The sequence below is a fragment of the Pseudomonas sp. 2hn genome, assembly GCF_019646095.1.
Taxonomy (GTDB): Bacteria; Pseudomonadota; Gammaproteobacteria; order Pseudomonadales; family Pseudomonadaceae; genus Aquipseudomonas; species Aquipseudomonas peradeniyensis.
Genome location: NZ_CP081016.1, coordinates 3,446,152 through 3,463,675 on the forward strand (window position 1 = coordinate 3,446,152; position 17,524 = coordinate 3,463,675).

The 17,524-nt window shown below is 63.3% G+C and carries 14 protein-coding genes and 1 riboswitch; of the genes, 12 read left to right on the top strand and 2 right to left on the bottom strand.

The genetic code is table 11. From position 1 onward, the window contains the following. The first annotated feature begins 80 nt into the window (after positions 1 to 80). Both K2O50_RS15465 and K2O50_RS15470 read left to right on the top strand, forming a co-directional pair. A complete protein-coding gene (locus K2O50_RS15465) occupies positions 81 to 1,088 on the top strand; it encodes an aldo/keto reductase (RefSeq protein ID WP_220689824.1) in 1,008 nt (335 codons plus the stop codon). A 258-nt stretch (positions 1,089 to 1,346) separates the two neighbouring features. Further along, positions 1,347 to 1,979 (top strand): LysE family translocator, encoded by a 633-nt coding sequence (locus K2O50_RS15470; protein WP_050705894.1) that lies wholly within the window; start codon positions 1,347 to 1,349, stop codon positions 1,977 to 1,979. A 36-nt stretch (positions 1,980 to 2,015) separates the two neighbouring features. Here the strand turns inward: K2O50_RS15470 and K2O50_RS15475 are convergent, their stop codons facing one another. Continuing rightward, a complete protein-coding gene (locus K2O50_RS15475; RefSeq protein ID WP_050705895.1) occupies positions 2,016 to 2,231 on the bottom strand; it encodes a hypothetical protein in 216 nt (71 codons plus the stop codon). 432 nt (positions 2,232 to 2,663) lie between these two features. Here K2O50_RS15475 and K2O50_RS15480 point away from each other — a divergent pair, with 432 nt between their 5' ends. The 5 genes from K2O50_RS15480 to K2O50_RS15500 are packed head-to-tail and all read left to right on the top strand — an operon-like array spanning position 2,664 to position 10,703. Then, on the top strand, positions 2,664 to 5,654 hold the full coding sequence (locus K2O50_RS15480; protein ID WP_220689825.1) for a T6SS effector BTH_I2691 family protein: 2,991 nt from the start codon (positions 2,664 to 2,666) through the stop codon (positions 5,652 to 5,654). Positions 5,655 to 5,656: 2 nt separating this feature from the next. After that, complete coding sequence (locus K2O50_RS15485; protein WP_082337755.1) at positions 5,657 to 6,550, top strand: DUF6708 domain-containing protein; 894 nt, start codon at positions 5,657 to 5,659, stop codon at positions 6,548 to 6,550. Continuing rightward, positions 6,547 to 9,537: a T6SS effector BTH_I2691 family protein gene (locus K2O50_RS15490; protein WP_220689826.1), complete on the top strand. Its 2,991-nt coding sequence runs from the start codon at positions 6,547 to 6,549 to the stop codon at positions 9,535 to 9,537. Before K2O50_RS15485 ends, K2O50_RS15490 begins: the two co-directional genes overlap by 4 nt. A gap of 2 nt (positions 9,538 to 9,539) precedes the next feature. Continuing rightward, positions 9,540 to 10,433 carry a hypothetical protein gene (locus tag K2O50_RS15495; RefSeq protein ID WP_220689827.1) on the top strand — a complete coding sequence of 298 codons (894 nt, stop codon included), beginning with the start codon at positions 9,540 to 9,542 and terminating at the stop codon, positions 10,431 to 10,433. Positions 10,434 to 10,448: 15 nt separating this feature from the next. Further along, positions 10,449 to 10,703 (top strand): PAAR domain-containing protein, encoded by a 255-nt coding sequence (locus tag K2O50_RS15500; RefSeq protein WP_082337758.1) that lies wholly within the window; start codon positions 10,449 to 10,451, stop codon positions 10,701 to 10,703. Positions 10,704 to 10,804: 101 nt separating this feature from the next. Here K2O50_RS15500 and K2O50_RS15505 read toward each other — a convergent pair whose 3' ends face one another. Continuing rightward, positions 10,805 to 11,992, bottom strand: a complete 1,188-nt coding sequence (locus tag K2O50_RS15505) for an MFS transporter (RefSeq protein ID WP_050705898.1) — start codon at positions 11,990 to 11,992, stop codon at positions 10,805 to 10,807. Between the two features lie 112 nt (positions 11,993 to 12,104). On the opposite strand from K2O50_RS15505, the gene K2O50_RS15510 reads away from it, so the two are divergent. The 5 genes from K2O50_RS15510 (at position 12,105) to K2O50_RS15530 (ending at position 17,441) form a co-directional block, all read left to right on the top strand. Continuing rightward, a complete protein-coding gene (locus K2O50_RS15510) occupies positions 12,105 to 13,025 on the top strand; it encodes a LysR family transcriptional regulator (RefSeq protein WP_050705899.1) in 921 nt (306 codons plus the stop codon). Positions 13,026 to 13,123: 98 nt separating this feature from the next. Continuing rightward, positions 13,124 to 14,293 (top strand): DUF1624 domain-containing protein, encoded by a 1,170-nt coding sequence (locus K2O50_RS15515; protein WP_050705900.1) that lies wholly within the window; start codon positions 13,124 to 13,126, stop codon positions 14,291 to 14,293. Positions 14,294 to 14,320: 27 nt separating this feature from the next. Continuing rightward, positions 14,321 to 14,519: riboswitch (cobalamin riboswitch) on the top strand. 113 nt (positions 14,520 to 14,632) lie between these two features. Beyond that, entirely contained in the window at positions 14,633 to 15,646 is a 1,014-nt protein-coding gene (locus K2O50_RS15520) for an ABC transporter substrate-binding protein (protein ID WP_220689828.1), read from the top strand. After that, complete coding sequence (locus tag K2O50_RS15525; RefSeq protein ID WP_050705902.1) at positions 15,643 to 16,659, top strand: iron ABC transporter permease; 1,017 nt, start codon at positions 15,643 to 15,645, stop codon at positions 16,657 to 16,659. Before K2O50_RS15520 ends, K2O50_RS15525 begins: the two co-directional genes overlap by 4 nt. Further along, on the top strand, positions 16,656 to 17,441 hold the full coding sequence (locus K2O50_RS15530) for an ABC transporter ATP-binding protein (protein ID WP_050705903.1): 786 nt from the start codon (positions 16,656 to 16,658) through the stop codon (positions 17,439 to 17,441). The genes K2O50_RS15525 and K2O50_RS15530 overlap by 4 nt, the downstream gene beginning before the upstream one ends. The last annotated feature ends 83 nt before the right edge of the window (positions 17,442 to 17,524 follow it).

The window sequence follows — 17,524 nt, forward strand, 5'->3', positions numbered from 1 at the left end:
TTTGCCACCGCGAGCTTTCATTACCGGGGTGAACTGTGTAAAACAAGTTCACCCACACTGTAAGGAAAGGATGACTCGCAATGATCTACCGCCCCCTCGGCCGCTCCGGCCTGCACGTCTCGGCCCTCACCCTGGGCAGCATGATGTTCGGTGAGCAGACCGGCACCGAAGACTCGCTGCGCATCATCGACAAGGCCTGGGACCAGGGCATCAATTTCGTCGACACCGCCGACGTCTACAACGGCGGCCGTTCCGAGGAGATCGTCGGCGAGGCGGTGGCGCGCAACCGCCACGACTGGATCATCGCCTCCAAGGCCGGCTACGGCCCGGCCGATGGCGTGCCCAACCGCAGCGGCCTGTCGCGCAAGCACCTGTTCAATGCCATCGAGGCCAGCCTCACGCGCCTGGGCACCGACTACCTGGACATCTACTACCTGCACCGCGAGGACCACACGGTGCCGCTGGAGGAGACCGTGCGCGCCATCGGCGACCTGCTGGCCCAGGGCAAGATCCGCTACTGGGGCGTGTCCAACTTCCGCGGCTGGCGCATCGCCGAGATCTGCAACCTGGCGGAGAAACTCGGCGTGGCCAAGCCTGTGGTCAGCCAGCCGCTGTACAACATCGTCAACCGCCAGGCCGAACCCGAGCAACTGACCGCCGCCGCCTACCATGGCCTGGGCGTGGTGCCGTTCAGCCCGCTGGCCCGCGGCGTGCTCAGCGGCAAGTACGCGCCCGGCTCGACCCCGGACCAGGGCAGCCGCGCCGGCCGCCAGGACAAGCGCATCATGGAGGTGGAATGGCGCCAGGAGTCGCTGGCCATCGCCCAGAAGATCCATGCCTACACCGAGGCCAAGGGCGTGGGCATCGTCGAGTTCGCCATCGCCTGGGTGCTGAACAACCGCCTGGTCAGCTCGGCCATCGTCGGACCGCGCACCGAGGCGCAGTGGGACACCTATGCCGGCGCGCTGGAGGTGAAGATCACGGCGGAGGACGAAGCGTTCATCGACTCGCTGGTGACACCCGGCCATGCCTCGACGCCCGGGTTCAACGATGCGGCGCACTTCGTCAGCGGGCGCCTGCCACGCTGACGCTCAGGTCTAGGTCTGGGTCTGGGTCTGGGTCTAGGGCGTAGAGCCTAGAACGTGGGAGCGGGCTTGCCCCGCGATGAAAGTTACGCAATGCCTGGCACCCGCTTCGCGGGTGTTCGCGGGGCGCGTCGCATCGGCGCACTGCCGCTCCCACGCCGTCCCCAGCAGATCCACAGCTCATGTGTCCGCAAGCCCCCATGGCGGTCCGCCCCGATTGCTGGCATTGTTCGACTTTCCCCGCGCAAAGGACGCGCTTCCATGGCCCTGCACCTCTGGTTGACCTTCTCCTTCGCCTACCTGCTCACCTCGCTGATCCCCGGCCCCAACGTCCTGCTGACCGTGCGCAACGCTTTGCGCTACGGCCCCTCGGGCATGGGCATGACCCTGTTCGGCAACCTCACCGCACAACTGCTGACCATCACCGCCGTGGCCATGGGCGTGGGCGCCCTGCTGATCTCGCTGCCCACGGCGTTCCTGGTGCTGAAGTTGGCCGGCGCCGGCTACCTGATCTACCTCGGCCTGCGCCAGTTGCTGGGTAATAGCGGCCCCGCCGCCCCGGCGGCCCAGGTGGTCGCGACGCCACCCCAGACGCAATGGCGGATCGCCGTGGAGGCCTTCCTGGTCTCGGTGAGCAATCCCAAGACCCTGGTGTTCTTCTGCGCCTTCCTGCCGCAGTTCCTCGAGCCCGGGCGGCCGATCTTCGGCCAGTTCGCGGCAATGTACCTGAGCGGCGCACTGATCGTCTGCCTGGTGCATTCCTTCTACTGTTTCACCGCCTGGCGCTTCGGCCTGCGCCTGAAGGCTTCGCCCCTGGCCGCCTGGTTCAAGCGCGCCACCGGCGCGCTGTTCATCGGCCTGGGCGTGCGCCTGCTCAACGCCCGGGCAGTGTGACGCTCACCTGCTCCCTCGCAAGGCCTGGGTGGTGATTCAGGACTGCCCCAGGTTGAGCACCAGCGCGATGAACGCCTGCTCGTCGAGCCACTCGTCCTCATGCAGGTCGATGGCCCGGCAGGAGTCGCCCTGGAGACTGGCATTGAGCAGCCCGGCCTGGTGGATCAGCGCCCTGAGTCGGGCCATTCGCGGACCACGCCAGTCGGCAAGGCTGGCGATGCGGGCGTCGATCTGCTCGCGGGCTTCGGGCATGGGGGCATCCTCAGGCAGGTTCTCCCAAGAACTGTAAGCGAATGCTGCCAAATAGCCCTTAAAGGGAAAATCAGAGAAACGTCCTACGCGGATTTGGGAAGCACTGTCGACCACCCACAATCCGTTCCTCGCTAGTGTTTCAGGTCTGCGTCACCGTCGCCCGTGGCTGGCTGCAACAGCCATCCACGGGCCTGCACGACGGTACGGCCATTACCAGCCAGCGAGGACCTTATGCGAACGTTCCCCGGAACACGTCAGCACCAAAACCCCGCCCCCAATCGAGGCGCTCAACGCCGTCATGCTGCGATAGCTGACAGGCCACTCCCAAGATGCCAGGCAACGACGAGCACCGTCTAGTTCAAGGACAGCCGTATCCGAAGGACCTCTCATGTCCAGCCAATCAAACACTGGCCCCACGCAAGGAGCTAAACCATGACTGACGCCGCCGTCGGCAGTGCCACCTCCGGCCCTGCCTGCAGCCCACGCGTGCCCATCCTGCCGGTGCGCTATGCCATCGTGCCGCGTACGGGCGATGCCCCTGCCTGTCGCTACGCAGGCGCAGGCTTCAACCTGGAACAAGGCTTCGCCCCGCTGCAGCACTCGTCCTACACCCTGCGCGCGCTGCGCCCAGGCTACATCTACGTGTTTATGAAAGGCCCCCAGGGCGAAAAACTGGTCATTCATGAGTACGACGGCGAAGGACGCTACCAGGAGTTGCGCTACCAGGGCCTGGAAGGCTACCACTTGCGCGAACGCTACCTGTCCAGCCAGAGCATGGGCTGGGTATGGGCCGACACCCGCCCGGACACCGCCAAGGAAGTGTGGATCGGCTACAGCCCGCACCTGTGGACCAACGCCACGACTGCCCGCATCACCGCTTCAGCAACCCTGCGCAAACGGCATATGCGCCAGCTGGACATGGCCGAGCTGATTGCCGGCAACCAAGCCCCCTCCACCCAGCCCCATGTGCTGCCGCTCAGTGCGCTGCAAAACTGGGTCGAAGACTACAAACCGGCAAGCCGGCGTATGTCCCTGACCTGGAGCAGCCACGCGTCCACAACCACCTTGTCCGTCGGCAGGCTCAACGCTATTGCCCGGGACTATCCCAGCACCCAGCCGAAAATACCGGTGGTGGTGGCGCTGGCTGATGCTGAAGGCGTGGCCCTGGACCTGAGCCTGTCGGTCTCGGCCTACCAGCACCAACTGCATGACCTGATGCCCGCCGAACAGCTGGAACACACCAAGCCCGCGCAAGGCACCGAGCAGGAAGGCGTACCGGCGTGCTATCAGCTGGATGCCGAACGGCTCAGTCAGCAGAGCCGCGATTTTCACCATCGCAACCTGGTCGCCCTGTTGCTGAACAAAACCCTGGAGACGATGTACCCGGCGGATATGCCCGCTACCGAAGTGGTCGAAATAAGACTGCAGTCCACCCGCACCGGACGTCCTCTCCCCCCGGCCGAGGCACGTTACCGGGCCCTCACTCACAAGGACTATTCCCCGAACGGTGCGCGTTTGGCGCTGCGCATCGATACCGACAAATACCTGCAGTTCCTCGCCGAACGCGATGAGCTGGAGCAGCGCATTGCAGGCCTGCGCAAACTTGCCCTGCAAGCCAGTCATGATCACGACACGTGGCTGGCCACGGCCGAAGCTGCGCATATCGATGACCCCTACAGCCTGGCCGCCGCACTGGCGTGCTATGACCGCAACGAACGCATCTCGGCCCGTGGCCTCGAAATCGCCCTGGCCCTGCTGATTTACCCGATGGGCCAGCCGGCACCCGGTACCGAAGACCAAGATCGGCGCTTCAAACGCCTGGAACAGTGGCTGGACCAGCACGACAGCCCGCTCTACACCGCCCTGGCGCCGTTCAACCCCTTCAAGGACAAAGCCGATGCGGCCGGCAGTGTGCTGGGTGGCAGCGACAATGTCATCGAAGGGCTGGCCGGGCGTTTTCCGGCCATTGCCGACATCACCGATCTCACGGCCCAGTCCGTCAACGCCGTGGTGCTCAAACGCCTGCGTGGTCACACCCGCTGGGATGCCAGCCATACCCTGCGTCAGCAAGTACTGCTGGCGGCGCGTGAGGCCAATGCCGAGAAAGCGCTGGGGCTGTTGGCGGCGCGTTACCAGATCACCGACCAGGCCATCCGGGAAAACCCGTTCAGCCAGGAGGTGGAGCGGTATTTGAAGAGCGGCATGGCGCAGGTTGAGGAAATGAAGCAGCTGCGTATTTCGGGCAACCGGACGGTGGCGGTTGAGTTGACCACCACTGCGCGGGTTAAACCCAACTTGCTCGGGTTGCTTACGTCGGGCGGAGGCGGTGGTCTGAACGCTGGAATGCTGTGGTTCAACGTGATCTCGCTGAAGACGGCTTACAACAGCCTGCAGAAAAGCAATGCGCCGGAATACACCCTGGGGTTTGCGGCATCTATTTTTGGGGTGATCGGTGCGGCCGCGGCGACATTGGTTAGCGTACGCGCAACGCAGAAGGCGGTGATGTTGAGATTGAGCTCGACGGCGCCGGGGATGGCGTTTGGTAACAGCGTGATCAAGTTCCTAAGTAGTAATCTATTTGCGCGCTTAGCGGGATATCCCGCAATTGGCTTTGGCTTGCTCTCTGATGGACTCAAGACGAAACGCCAACTCGATAATGGTGATTCAACTGCAGCCAGCTATACGTCAGCCGGTGGAGTAAGCATGGCTGTTGGCTCTGTCATCGTCCTTGAGGCCGGGCTTGCAATAGCAGGGCCCACGGTGTTTGTGCCCTTCGCCGGATGGGCCGCAGTTGCATTGTTGCTCGCGGGAGCAGCAATCATTGCTGGAGGCCTGTATCTTCACGCCAAAGCACATGAACGCGTTCACAGGCCGATTGAGCTTTGGGCAGCACGCAGCATCTTTGGCAATCGCATCAACGATGGAGAGGCCCGTTCTGAAATTATCCTGGACCTTGAAAAGAAACTTCCGAGATTCTCCTCACTGCACGCAGAAATCAAAGCTTGGCACAACGAGCACTACGGACCAAAGCTCATATCAGCCGAGCAGGCCCTATCATTTGGTGTAACCAATGTGGACACCAAGTGGCATCATAACAACCATTGGGCACCGCCAAACTGGACCGCTATCACGCATAACGAAGTAGTCACGCCTCAACCAAGCGCTGAGTTCACAGTTCTTTTACCGGGCTTCGCAATAGGAACAAGCGAGTGGTCAGGAATTTCGAGCAGCCTTCGTAACGATGGAGGAATGGACGTATTTCCGATCACTCCCGCCGCCTACGTTGTGGGCGCCGGCTTGATTCTGCATTTCAAGCACACGCTGACCCACCAAAACCACGTCTCACTGCATCTCGCCTACAGCGCCAGTCAAGGGCTGGACGAAGGCACTGAGATTCATTCGAACTTCCGTCTCGAGCGCTGATCATGGCAACCATATGGCTATTTAACTCAACCTCATGCTCAGGGTACGAACCCGCCATTGGTGGACAGCTATTAAACATATCCAAAAACTCTTTATGCCTACGCAACCCATGGGTAACAGACTCTGTATTCATGGGAAAACTTTACTGCGCAATGATTATTGGATTAATGATCGGCTTCTACCCATTTCTATTTTCTAGCGTCAGCTGGAAGGATTTTTTACTTGAGCCCATACTAATGACCGGAATGGTGCTTATGCCTTTCACCTTCCTTCCATTTCTATTTTACCGAATATGGTTCATCAAAGGCTTATCAAGCGTTTGCTTCAACCGCTCAACAAAAAAAATCTACTACCAACGTTTTAAGAAGGTATTCGTCTTCGAGTGGAGCAATACTGGAGGTGGTCTTTTCAGGCGCACAGAGTTTGGTGGTTCATCTTTCACCACCTCCTATGCACTTGCATTCGCACCCCGTCGAAAAGACGGAAGTCTCCATCAAAAAGATTGCCTCTGGACCGACAGCAACGAACCCGCCGAACCCGGCATCAAGCACGTCGCCGAAGTCTGGGAATACCTTCGCCACTTCATGAACCACGGCCCAGCCAAACTCCCTCCTCCCGGCGAACCCAACTGGTGGCACCGGCCGCTTCATGCCATCTGCCTGACCCCGGCAGAAGCCTGGCGCCACTACGCCCCCTGGCGAACCGGCGAGCCCGGAGAAATGCAGGGTAAGAAGAACTGGCAACTGCCGTTCTGGGCCGTGTTGTTCCCCTACAACCTCGGCCTCGCCCTCTGCTGGTATGGCGTCTGCCGACTCTTCAATGTCCGGGCAGCACCGCCTCCGCCTGAGGCCTTCGACGAAGCCCCAGTACGCTCAACCAAAAGGCAGCGTAAATGACCGACGTTTCTGCCAACAGCGCCACCTCCGGCCCCGCCTGCAGCCCACGCGTGCCCATCCTGCCGGTGCGCTATGCCATCGTGCCGCGTACGGGCGATGCCCCGGCGTACCGCTACGCAGGCGCAGGCTTCAATCTGGAACAAGGCTTCGCCCCGCTGCAGCACTCGTCCTACACCCTGCGCGCGCTGCGCCCAGGCTACATCTACGTGTTCATGAAAGGCCCCCAGGGCGAAAAGCTGGTCATTCATGAGTACGACGGCGAAGGACATTACCAGGAGCTGCGCTATCAAGGGCTGGAAGACTACCACTTGCGCGAACGCTATCTGGCCAACCAGAGCATGGGCTGGGTATGGGCCGACACCCGCCCGGACACCGCCAAGGAAGTGTGGATCGGCTACAGCCCGCACCTGTGGACCAACGCCACGACTGCCCGCATCACCGCTTCAGCAGCCCTGCGCAAACGGCATATGCGCCAACTGGACATGGCCAAGCTGATTGCCGGCAACCAGGCCCCCTCCACCCAGCCCCATGTACTGCCGCTCAGTGCGTTGCAAAACTGGGTCGAAGACTACAAACCGGCAAGCCGGCGTATGTCCCTGACCTGGAGCAGCCACGCGTCCACAACCACCTTGTCCGTCGGCAGGCTCAACGCCATTGCCCGGGACTATCCCAGCACCCAGCCGAAAATACCGGTGGTGGTGGCGCTGGCGGATGCTGAAGGCGTGGCCCTGGACCTGAGCCTGTCGGTCTCGGCCTACCAGCACCAACTGCACGACCTGATGCCCGCCGAGCAACTGGAACACACCAAGCCCGCGCAAGGCTCAGAGCAGGCAGGCGTACCGGCGTGCTACCAGCTGGATGCAGAACGCCTCAGCCAGCAGAGCCGTGATTTTCACCATCGCAACCTGGTCGCCCTGTTGCTGAACAAAACCCTGGAGACGATGTACCCGGCGGATATGCCCACTACCGAAGTGGTCGAGACAAGGCTGCAGTCCACCCGCACAGGGCGCCCTCTCTCTCCGGCCGAGGCACGTTACCGAGCCCTCACTCACGAGGACTATTCCCCGAACGGTGCGCGCTTGGCGCTGCGCATCGATACCGACAAATACCTGCAGTTCCTCGCCGAACGTGATGAGCTGGAACAGCGCATTGCAGGCCTGCGCAACCTTGCCCTGCAAGCCAGTCATGATCACGACGCGTGGCTGGCCACGGCCGAAGCTGCGCATATCGATGACCCCTACAGCCTGGCCGCCGCACTGGCGTGCTATGACCGCAACGAACGCATCTCGGCCCGTGGCCTGGAAATCGCCCTGGCCCTGCTGATCTACCCGATGGGCCAGCCGACACCCGGTACCGAAGACCGAGACCGGCGCTTCAAACGCCTGGAACAGTGGCTGGACCAGCACGACAGCCCGCTCTACACCGCCCTGGCGCCGTTCAACCCCTTCAAGGACAAAGCCGATGCGGCCGGCAGTGTGCTGGGGGGCAGCGACAATGTCATCGAAGGGCTGGCCGGGCGTTTCCCGGCCATTGCCGACATCACCGATCTCACGGCCCAGTCCGTCAACGCCGTGGTGCTCAAACGCCTGCGTGGCCAGACCCGCTGGGATGCCAGCCATACCCTGCGTCAGCAAGTACTGCTGGCGGCGCGTGAGGCCAATGCCGAGAAAGCGCTGGGGCTGTTGGCGGCGCGTTACCAGATCACCGACCAGACCATCCGTGGAAACCCGTTCAGCCAGGAGGTGGAGCGGTACTTGAAGAGCGGCATGGCGCAGGTTGAGGAAATGAAGCAGCTGCGTATTTCGGGCAATCGGACGGTGGCGGTTGAGCTGACCACCACTGCGCGGGTTAAACCCAACTTGCTCGGGTTGCTTACGTCGGGCGGAGGCGGTGGTCTGAACGCCGGAATGCTGTGGTTCAACGTGATCTCGCTGAAGACGGCTTACAACAGCCTGCAGAAAAGCAATGCGCCGGAATACACCTTGGGGTTTGCGGCATCTATTTTCGGTGTAATTGGTGCAGCCGCGGCGACATTGGTTAGCGTACGCGCAACGCAGAAGGCGGTGATGCTGAGATTGAGTTCGACGGCGCCGGGGATGGCGTTTGGTAACGGCGTGATCAAGTTTTTGGGGAGTAATCTGTTTGCTCGTTTAGCAGGCTACCCTGCAATTGGCTTTGGGTTAGTATCAGACGGCTTAAAAGCGTTTCGTCAGTACAACAACGGTAATTTAACTGCCACTGTCTATACAGCTAGCGGTGGACTGACCATGGCCGCTGGTTCTGTGGTCGCCCTTGAGGCGGGACTCGCAGTTGCGGGAGCTACATCAGTAGTGCCCTTTGCCGGGTGGGCCGCAGCTGGGCTAGTGCTTCTAGGAATAGCGATTATTGCCGGAGGCTTATACCTTCACGCCCAGGCACATGCGCACCTGCACTCCCCTATTGAGTTCTGGGCAGCACGGAGCATTTTCGGCAATCGTAAAAACGATGGCGAGGTGCATGCCGAAATCGTTCTGGATCATGAAAAAAGACTCCCAACATTTCCTTCAATCCAAGAAGAACTCAAAGCTTGGCACGATGTGCATTACGGACCAAGGTTAATATCTGCAGAAGAGGCGCAATCCTTTGGTATAACCGGGGTCGACAGTGGTTGGCATGAAAATAATTATTGGGCGCCAGCAAACTGGGCTGCTATCACCCATAACGAAGTCACCACCCCACAACCCACCGTGGAATTCACAGTATTCCTACCGGGTTTCATCGTAGGCACAAGCGAATGGTCAGGTAGCTTGAGCAGCCTTCGTGAAGACGGTGAAATGGTCGTCTTTCCACTTGCTGCTGTTTGCTACGTTATAGGCGCCGGCTTAATTCTTAACTTTAAAAACACGATCAACAACCAAACCCATGCCTCACTGCATTTAGCCTATAGCTCAAATCAAGGCTTGAATGAAGGAAATGAGGTTAATTCAATTTTTCGTCTCGAGCGCTAACCATGCCAGTTATTTGGGCACTCAATATAAATTCGAGCTCCGGATACAAACCCGCCATTACTGGACAATTAGCAAGTCTCTCTGGAGATACATTATGCCTACGAAACCCCTGGGTAACAGACTCCGTATTTATGGGAAAACTGTATACCGCATTAATCATCGGGGTAATGACTGGTATTTACCCAAATTTTCTATCAATCAAAATATTAAACTTCGACACCCTCGATCTTGCTTTCATAGCCATGATGACACTTGCACCCTTAATTTTTCTCCCCTTCCTGCTTTACCGAATCTATTTTATAAGAAACCTCTCTGGATTTTACTTCAACTGCTCAACCAAGGTAATTTACTATCAGCGCGGCAAAAAACTTATAACCTTTAATTGGAAAAACTTATACGGAGGCGTATTCCAACGCACTGAATTCGGCGGCTCATCCTTCAGCACCAGTTATGCACTCGCCTTCGCCCCACCTCGGGAGGATGGCAGCCTGCACCAAAAAGATTGCTTATGGGTCGACAGCAACGAACCCACCGAACCCGGCATCAAACACGTCGCCGAAGTCTGGGAATACCTTCGCCACTTCATGAACCACGGCCCAGCCAAACTCCCTCCTCCCGGCGAACCCAACTGGTGGCACCGACCGCTTCATGCCATCTGCCTGACCCCGGCAGAAGCCTGGCGCCACTACGCCCCCTGGCGAACCGGCGAGCCCGGAGAAATGCAGGGCAAGAAAAACTGGCAACTGCCGTTCTGGGCCGTGTTGTTCCCTTACAACTTCGGCCTCGCCCTCTGCTGGTATGGCGTCTGCCGACTCTTCAATGTCCGGGCAGCACCTCATCCACCGGAGGCCTTCGAGCAAGCCCCTGTCCAGCCAAGTAAAAGGAAGCGCAAATGAGGGTGAACTGACTCGTTGGTCACCGCCCGAGTCGACCATCGCCACCTTTGCCCTTTTCACGGGGAAGGCACCGTCATCAGCGGCGCGGGCAGTGCCGTAGTGAATGGTCGTGCAATCGTACGCATAGGGGATGAGCTCAGTTACGGTGCAATCATCGAGATCGGTGCCGCGTATACGCTCATTGAGGGCAGCCCTGCGGCGCGCCAGGGAGACAAGACCAGCCATGGCGGAGTCCTGATTGAAGGCGATCCTGCCTGGCTGATCGAATAAGGAACGGCAGGATTGCAACAAGTCGCCCTGCTGGCATCCCAAACCCGGCAGCCGTCCCAGCCAAGGCATAAACGCGCATTGGCTGGAGAGTGGAACAAGCCTCACTCGCTCCGTTGCAGTACCAACGTGGCCACCCACGCCAGCACCGCAAACCCACAGGCCACATACCCCAACGCAGCCAGACCAAGCCCCTGGATCGCCGCGCCCCCCAGCGCGGCACCGGCGGCGATACCCGCGTTGGCCGCCGACACGTTGAGGGTCCCGGCCAGGGCCTGGGCCTTGGCGCCGGCGCGCATCACCCGCACCTGGCACACCGGGAACAGCGCCGTGTAGGCGATGCCCCACAGGGCCAGGGCGCCCACCAGCAGCAGCGGGTTGCCGATCACCGGGGTGACCAGGCCCATGCCCAAGGCCAGCATCGCCAACAGCAGCAGCGTGGCCCGCAGCGGGCTGCGATCGACGATCCGTCCGGCCAGGGCGTTGCCGAGCATGCCCACCAGGCCAAAGCCCATCAGCCACCAACCGACCGCGTTGGCCGGCACGGCGGCGAGCTGCTCGAGGATCTCGGCCAGGTAGGTGTAGGCAGTGAACATGGCGGTGAACACCAGCGCCGAAAGCAGCACATGGGCGATAAAACGACGGTCCTTGAGAATCACCGTCTGCCGCTCCCCTGCGACGCGGGCCGGAACCTTCGGCAGAGGCGGCAGCCAGGCCCACATCAGCAGCGCCACCAACAGGCACAGCCCGGCGAGCAACCAGAAGCTGCCGCGCCAGCCGACCAGCCCGGCGGCCAGGGTGCCCAGCGGGATACCGAAGACGAATGCCGCGGTGATCCCCAGGTAGACCCGCGCCACCGCCCAGCCCTCGCGCCCCTGGCCGGCCAGTTGCCCGGCGCTTTCGCTGGCGGTGCCCCAGTACACCGGCAGGGCAAGTGCGGCGAGGAACCGCGCCAGGGCCAGTACCCAGACGTTCGGCGCCAGCGCCGACAGCGCATTGGAAGCGGCGAACAGCAGCAGGATGGCGATGAACAGCCCCTTGCGTGGCAGGGCCGACAGCCAGGCGGTGAGCGGTGGCCCGAACAGCATCACGGTCACCGCGAACAGGGTGACCAACTGGCCCGCGCCCGCGACCGACAGTCCAAGGTCGCGGGCCAGCGCAGGCAGCAGGCCAAGAATCAGGAACTCGGTGGTCAGCACCGCGAAGCCGCCGACGGCGAACAGGCCGATCGACAGCCCCACGCGCGGTGCCGGCCGCGTCAAGGTGGCATGGGTCAAGCTGGAGGTGGACATCTACTGCAATCCTCGATGAATGGCAGGCCAGCTTAATCTGGAATCTTGTTCCGATTACTGGTAGATATTCCCTTATCAAGTGAACCATATTCAGTAATCGCGAACCCCCGCCATGTCCGCCTCGGAACGCCTGAAAGACATCGACTTCTTCGTCAGCGTGGCCAACGCCGGCAGTTTCATCGCCGCCGCCGAGCGCATGAGCCTCACCAGCTCCGCCGTGAGCAAGGGCGTGGCCCGCCTGGAGAAACGCCTGCAGGTGCGCCTGTTCGAGCGCACCACCCGACGCTTGGCCCTGACCGACAGCGGCGCCGACTACTACCGCACCTGCACCCGCGTGCTGGCGGAAATCGAAGAGGCCGAACTGGCCCTCAACGACGAGCACAAGACCCCCTGCGGCAAGCTGCGCATCGACCTGCCGGCCACTTTCGGCCGCCTGCACGGGCTGCCCGCCGTGCTCGACTTCGCCGCCTTGCATCCGCGATTGCAACCGCACATCACCCTCTCCGACCGCTTCGTCGACCTGGCCGAGGACGGCATCGACATCGTCGTGCGCATCGGTGGACCACAGACCTGGCAGCCGGGCATCGAGCACCGCTACCTGGGCAGCCAGCGCCTGGTGTTCTGCGCCGCCCCCGCCTACCTCGCCCGACACGGCACGCCCCGCGACCTGCAACAGTTGCAGGCCCAGGGCTGCGTGCTCTACGCCTGCGCCGACGGCAGCACGCCGGCCCTGCACTTCGCCGGTGCTCGCCCGGGCCTGGCGCAGCTGCGGCCGATACCGGGCCGCCTGGCCATCGGCGATGCCGAGGGGCAGGCCCTGGCCATCAGCGCCGGGCACGGCATCGCCCAACTGCCGACCTGGCTGGTGCAGCGCCAGCTCGACGCCGGGACCTTGCAGCAGGTGTTGCCGGAGTACGCGATGGAGGGATTGCCGATCAACCTGGCCTGGCGCCGCAACCGCGGGCATCTGCCCAAGGTAAGCGCGACGGTCCAGGCCCTGGCCGAGCGGCTGGGGCCGCTGATTCAGGGCTGATTCAAGTGGAGTGCCAGCGCATGCCTGTATCCAGGCACAAACAAATGAAATAAAATAACATTTCATTTGAATGTTATTCCTGCCTGCGACCCGCCTCGATGACCAGCCTCCCGACCGCCCTCCCCAGCCAACGCCTGCACAGCATCGACGCCCTGCGCGGCCTGGTGATCCTGTTCATGCTGCTGGACCACGTGCGCGAAACCTTCTTCCTGCACCGCCAGGTCAGCGACCCGATGACCATCGACGCGATCGACGCCACCGACCCCAGCCTGTTCGTCAGCCGCACCCTGGCGCACCTGTGCGCGCCGGTGTTCGTGCTGCTCACCGGGTTGTCGGCCTGGCTATACGGGGAAAAGCACCAGGGCCGGGGCGATGTAGCGGCGTTCCTGTTCAAGCGCGGCCTGTTCCTGGTGCTGCTGGAGCTCACCCTGGTCAACTTCGCCTGGACCTTCCAGTTGCCGCCGGGTGTGATCTACCTGCAGGTGATCTGGGCCATCGGCCTGAGCATGATCGCCCTGTCGCTGCTGGTGTGGCTGCCACGCCCGCTGCTGCTGGCCCTGGGCGCGCTGATCGTCGCTGGCCACAACCTGCTCGATGGCCTGCACTTCGCGCCGCACTCGGCGCTGCATGTGCCCTGGGCGATCCTGCACGAGCGCAGCTGGCTGGAGCTGTCCGACAACCTGCGCCTGCGCACCTCCTACCCGGTGCTGCCGTGGGTCGGCGTGATCGCCCTGGGCTATGGGCTCGGCCCCTGGTTCAGCCGCGGCAGCGATGCCGGCGAGCGCCAGCAGCGCCTGCTGCTGGGCGGCGTGATGCTGCTGCTCGGCTTTGTCGTGTTGCGTCTGCTCAACGGCTACGGCGAGGCGCCGTGGGCCTTCTACCCCAGCGTCGGCCAAACGCTGATGAGCTTCTTCAACATCACCAAGTACCCGCCGTCGCTGCTGTTCCTGGCCATTACCCTGGGCGTCGGCCTGTTGCTGCTGCGCGGTTTCGAGCGGGCCGGCGAGGCTCGCTGGATCGGCCCGCTGGCAGTGTTCGGCTCCGCGCCGATGTTCTTCTACCTGCTGCACCTGTATGTGCTCAAGCTGCTGTATGTGGCCTGCGTGGCGCTGTTCGGCCTGAACCAGGGCAGTCATTTCGGCTTCGACGGCATCGGCGCGGTGTGGCTGGTCGCGGTGCTGCTGGCGATCGCCCTGTACCTGCCGGTGCGCGGCTTCGCCCGGCTCAAGGCGCGGCGGCGCGACATCGCCTGGCTCAAGTACCTGTAAAAGCGTTTTCAGCCGATGGCCCGATGGTCTACCATGCCGCCCGCCGGTTTCCACACGGAATCAAAAGGGAATCCCGGGCGCGCCGAGGGCGGGCCAAAGGGAACTGCCCCCGCAACTGTAGGTGCCGAGCCTGCGCCATCGATGCCACTGGGTCTGCCAACCCGGGAAGGCCGGCGCCGGCCAGGACGCACCAGTCAGGAGACCTGCCGGCACGCATTCACCAACCGGCGGGGTGTCCGGGATGGTCATCCGCCCCTGGCCGCGTGCTTGCCGCACGACGCCTGGCGATGCCTGTCCGTGGGCCATTCCGTGCACCACCCGACAGGAGATCGCCCCACCATGCCGCACCGCTTCGCCACCCTGCTCGCCGGCCTGTCACTGGCGGGCCTGGCCCACGCCGACGCCACCCGCTACCCGCTGACCGTCGACAACTGCGGCCTGCCGCAGACCTTCGCCCAGGCCCCGCAGCGCGCGGTGACCATCGGCCAGGCCGGCACCGAGCTGCTCTATGCCCTGGGCCTGGGGGAGCGGCTGGCGGGCACTTCGCTGTGGTTCAACAACGTGCTGCCCGAGTTCAAGGCGCAGAACGACAAGGTCGAGCGCCTGGCGGACAACGAACCGGGCTTCGAGGCGGTGGTCGGCAAGCGCCCGCAGCTGGTGACGGCGCAGTTCGAATGGATGGTCGGCCCCCAGGGCGCGGTCGGCACCCGCGAACAGTTCGCGGAGCTGGGCATCCCCACCTACCTGCTACCCTCGGACTGCGAAGGCAAGGACAACCTGGTGGGCGCCGACGGTACCCGCCTGCAGCCGTTCAGGATCGACACCATCTACAAGAGCGTCAGCCAGCTGGCCGAGATCTTCGACGTGCAGGATCGCGGCGAACGCCTCAATGCCGAGCTCAAGGGCCAGCTGGACCAGGCCCGGCAGCGCCTGGCCGGCCAGGACCTGAGCCACACCAGCGCGCTGTTCTGGTTCTCCAGCGCCGACCTCAAGGTCGACCCTTACGTCGCCGGCCGCCAGGGCGTGGCCGACTTCATGCTGCAGACCCTCGACGTGCGCAACGTGGTCGAGTCCAGCGAAGAATGGCCGGCGGTGGGCTGGGAGACCCTGGCCAGGGCCAACCCCACCTGGCTGATCGTCGCGCGCATGGACCGCCGCCGCTACCCCGCCGACGACTACCGGAAAAAGCTCGAGTTCCTGCGCAGCGACCCGGTGACCCGCAACATGGACGCGGTCAGGCAAGGCCGGATCATCGTCCTCGACGCCGACGCCATGCAGGCCGGCATCCGCCTGTTCCGTGGCCTGGAGGTGCTGTCCAGCGCCTTTGCCAGCGGTAAAGCGCCACAACCATGAACCGTTTGCTGCCCATCGGCGCCTTCGCGCTGTTCGCCCTGTGCCTGGCCATGCTCGGCGGGATCGCCATCGGCGAGACGCGGATCAGCACCGAGGTGGTCTGGCAGGTGCTGGCCAACCAGTTGTGGCAGGCCGCTCATGCGCTCGACCCGATCGACGCCGGCATCGTCTGGAACTACCGCCTGCCGCGCACCCTGGTGGCCGCCGCCTGCGGCGCGGGGCTGGCGACCTGCGGGGTGATCCTCCAGGCGCTGCTGCGCAACCCGCTGGCCGAGCCGTACCTGCTGGGCCTGTCGGCGGGCGCCTCGACCGGCGCCGTGGCGGTGGGGCTGTTCGGCCTCGGTGGCGCGGTGCTGTCGCTGTCGGCCGGTGCCTTCATCGGCGCGCTGGCCGCGTTCGCCCTGGTGCTGGTGCTGTCGCGGGCCAGCGGCAGTCGCCACGACAATGCGCAGGTGATCCTCGCCGGCATCGCCGGCTCGCAGCTGTTCAACGCGCTGACGGCCTTTCTGATCACCAAGTCTGCCACCGCCGAACAGGCCCGGGGCATCCTGTTCTGGCTGCTGGGCAACCTCAGCGGCGTGCGCTGGCCAGCGGTGTGGCTGGCGCTGCCGGTGGCCCTGGTCGGGCTGGCGGTGTGCCTGTGGCACCGCCGGGCGCTGGACGCGTTCACCTTCGGCGCCGACTCGGCGGCCTCGCTGGGCGTGCCGGTGCGGCGCACGCAACTGTTACTGATCAGCTGCACGGCGCTGGTGACCGCGGTGATGGTCTCGATCGTCGGTGCCATCGGCTTCGTCGGCCTGGTCATCCCCCACGCCCTGCGCCTGCTGCTCGGCCCCGGGCACAGCCGCCTGCTGCCGGCCAGCGCCCTGGGCGGCGCGTTGTTCCTGATCGTCGCCGACATCCTCTCGCGCACCCTGATCGCCGGCCAGGTAATTCCCGTGGGCGTGGTCACCGCCTTGATCGGCGCGCCGGTGTTCGCGTTGATCCTGGTCAGCCGCCGGGGGCGTCCATGAACGTGATGGCCACCCTCGCCGACGCCCCACTCGCTTGCGAGGGCCTGGGCCTGCGCCTGGGCGGCCGCGAAGTGCTGCAGGGGATCGACCTGAGCGTGATGCCCGGCGAAACCCTCGGCGTGGTCGGCCCCAACGGCTCGGGCAAGTCCACCCTGCTCAAGCTGCTCGCCGGCCTGCGCACGCCCAGCAGTGGCAGCGTGCGTTTGCTGGGCGAGGCGCTGGAGCGCATGCCGCGTCGGCGCGTTGCGCAAAGCCTGGCGCTGGTGGAACAGCAGGCCGACACCCTGGACGCCATCAGTGTGTATGACGCCGTGGCCCTCGGCCGCACGCCGTGGCTGTCGGCCCTGGCGCCGTTCGGCGCGGACGACCGTGCCATCGTCGAACAGGCGCTGGCCGACGCCGATGCCGGCCACCTGCGTCGGCGCTTGTGGGGCGAGCTGTCCGGCGGCGAACGCCAGCGCGTGCACATCGCCCGGGCCCTGGCCCAGCGGCCGCAGGTGCTGCTGCTGGACGAGCCGACCAATCATCTTGATATCCAGCATCAGCTGAGCCTGTTGCGGCAGGTACAAGCGCTGCCGGTGACGACCCTGGTGGCCTTGCATGATTTGAATCAGGCATTGACCTGTGACCGGTTGGCTGTCCTGGACCAAGGGCGGTTGGTTGCCTTGGGGAAGCCTGAAGTGGTGCTGACGCCGGAGCGGTTATTGGGGACGTTTGGAGTTCAGTCTCATTACCTGGTCGATCCGTATGATGGGGCGCGGGTGCTGCGGTTTCGTGCCTGAAATGGCTGGGGGGGCTTCGTGGCCCTTTCCAGGTCTTGGACGCGAGGGTTATTGACCGCATCAAGGCCACCAGGTGCTCGCCA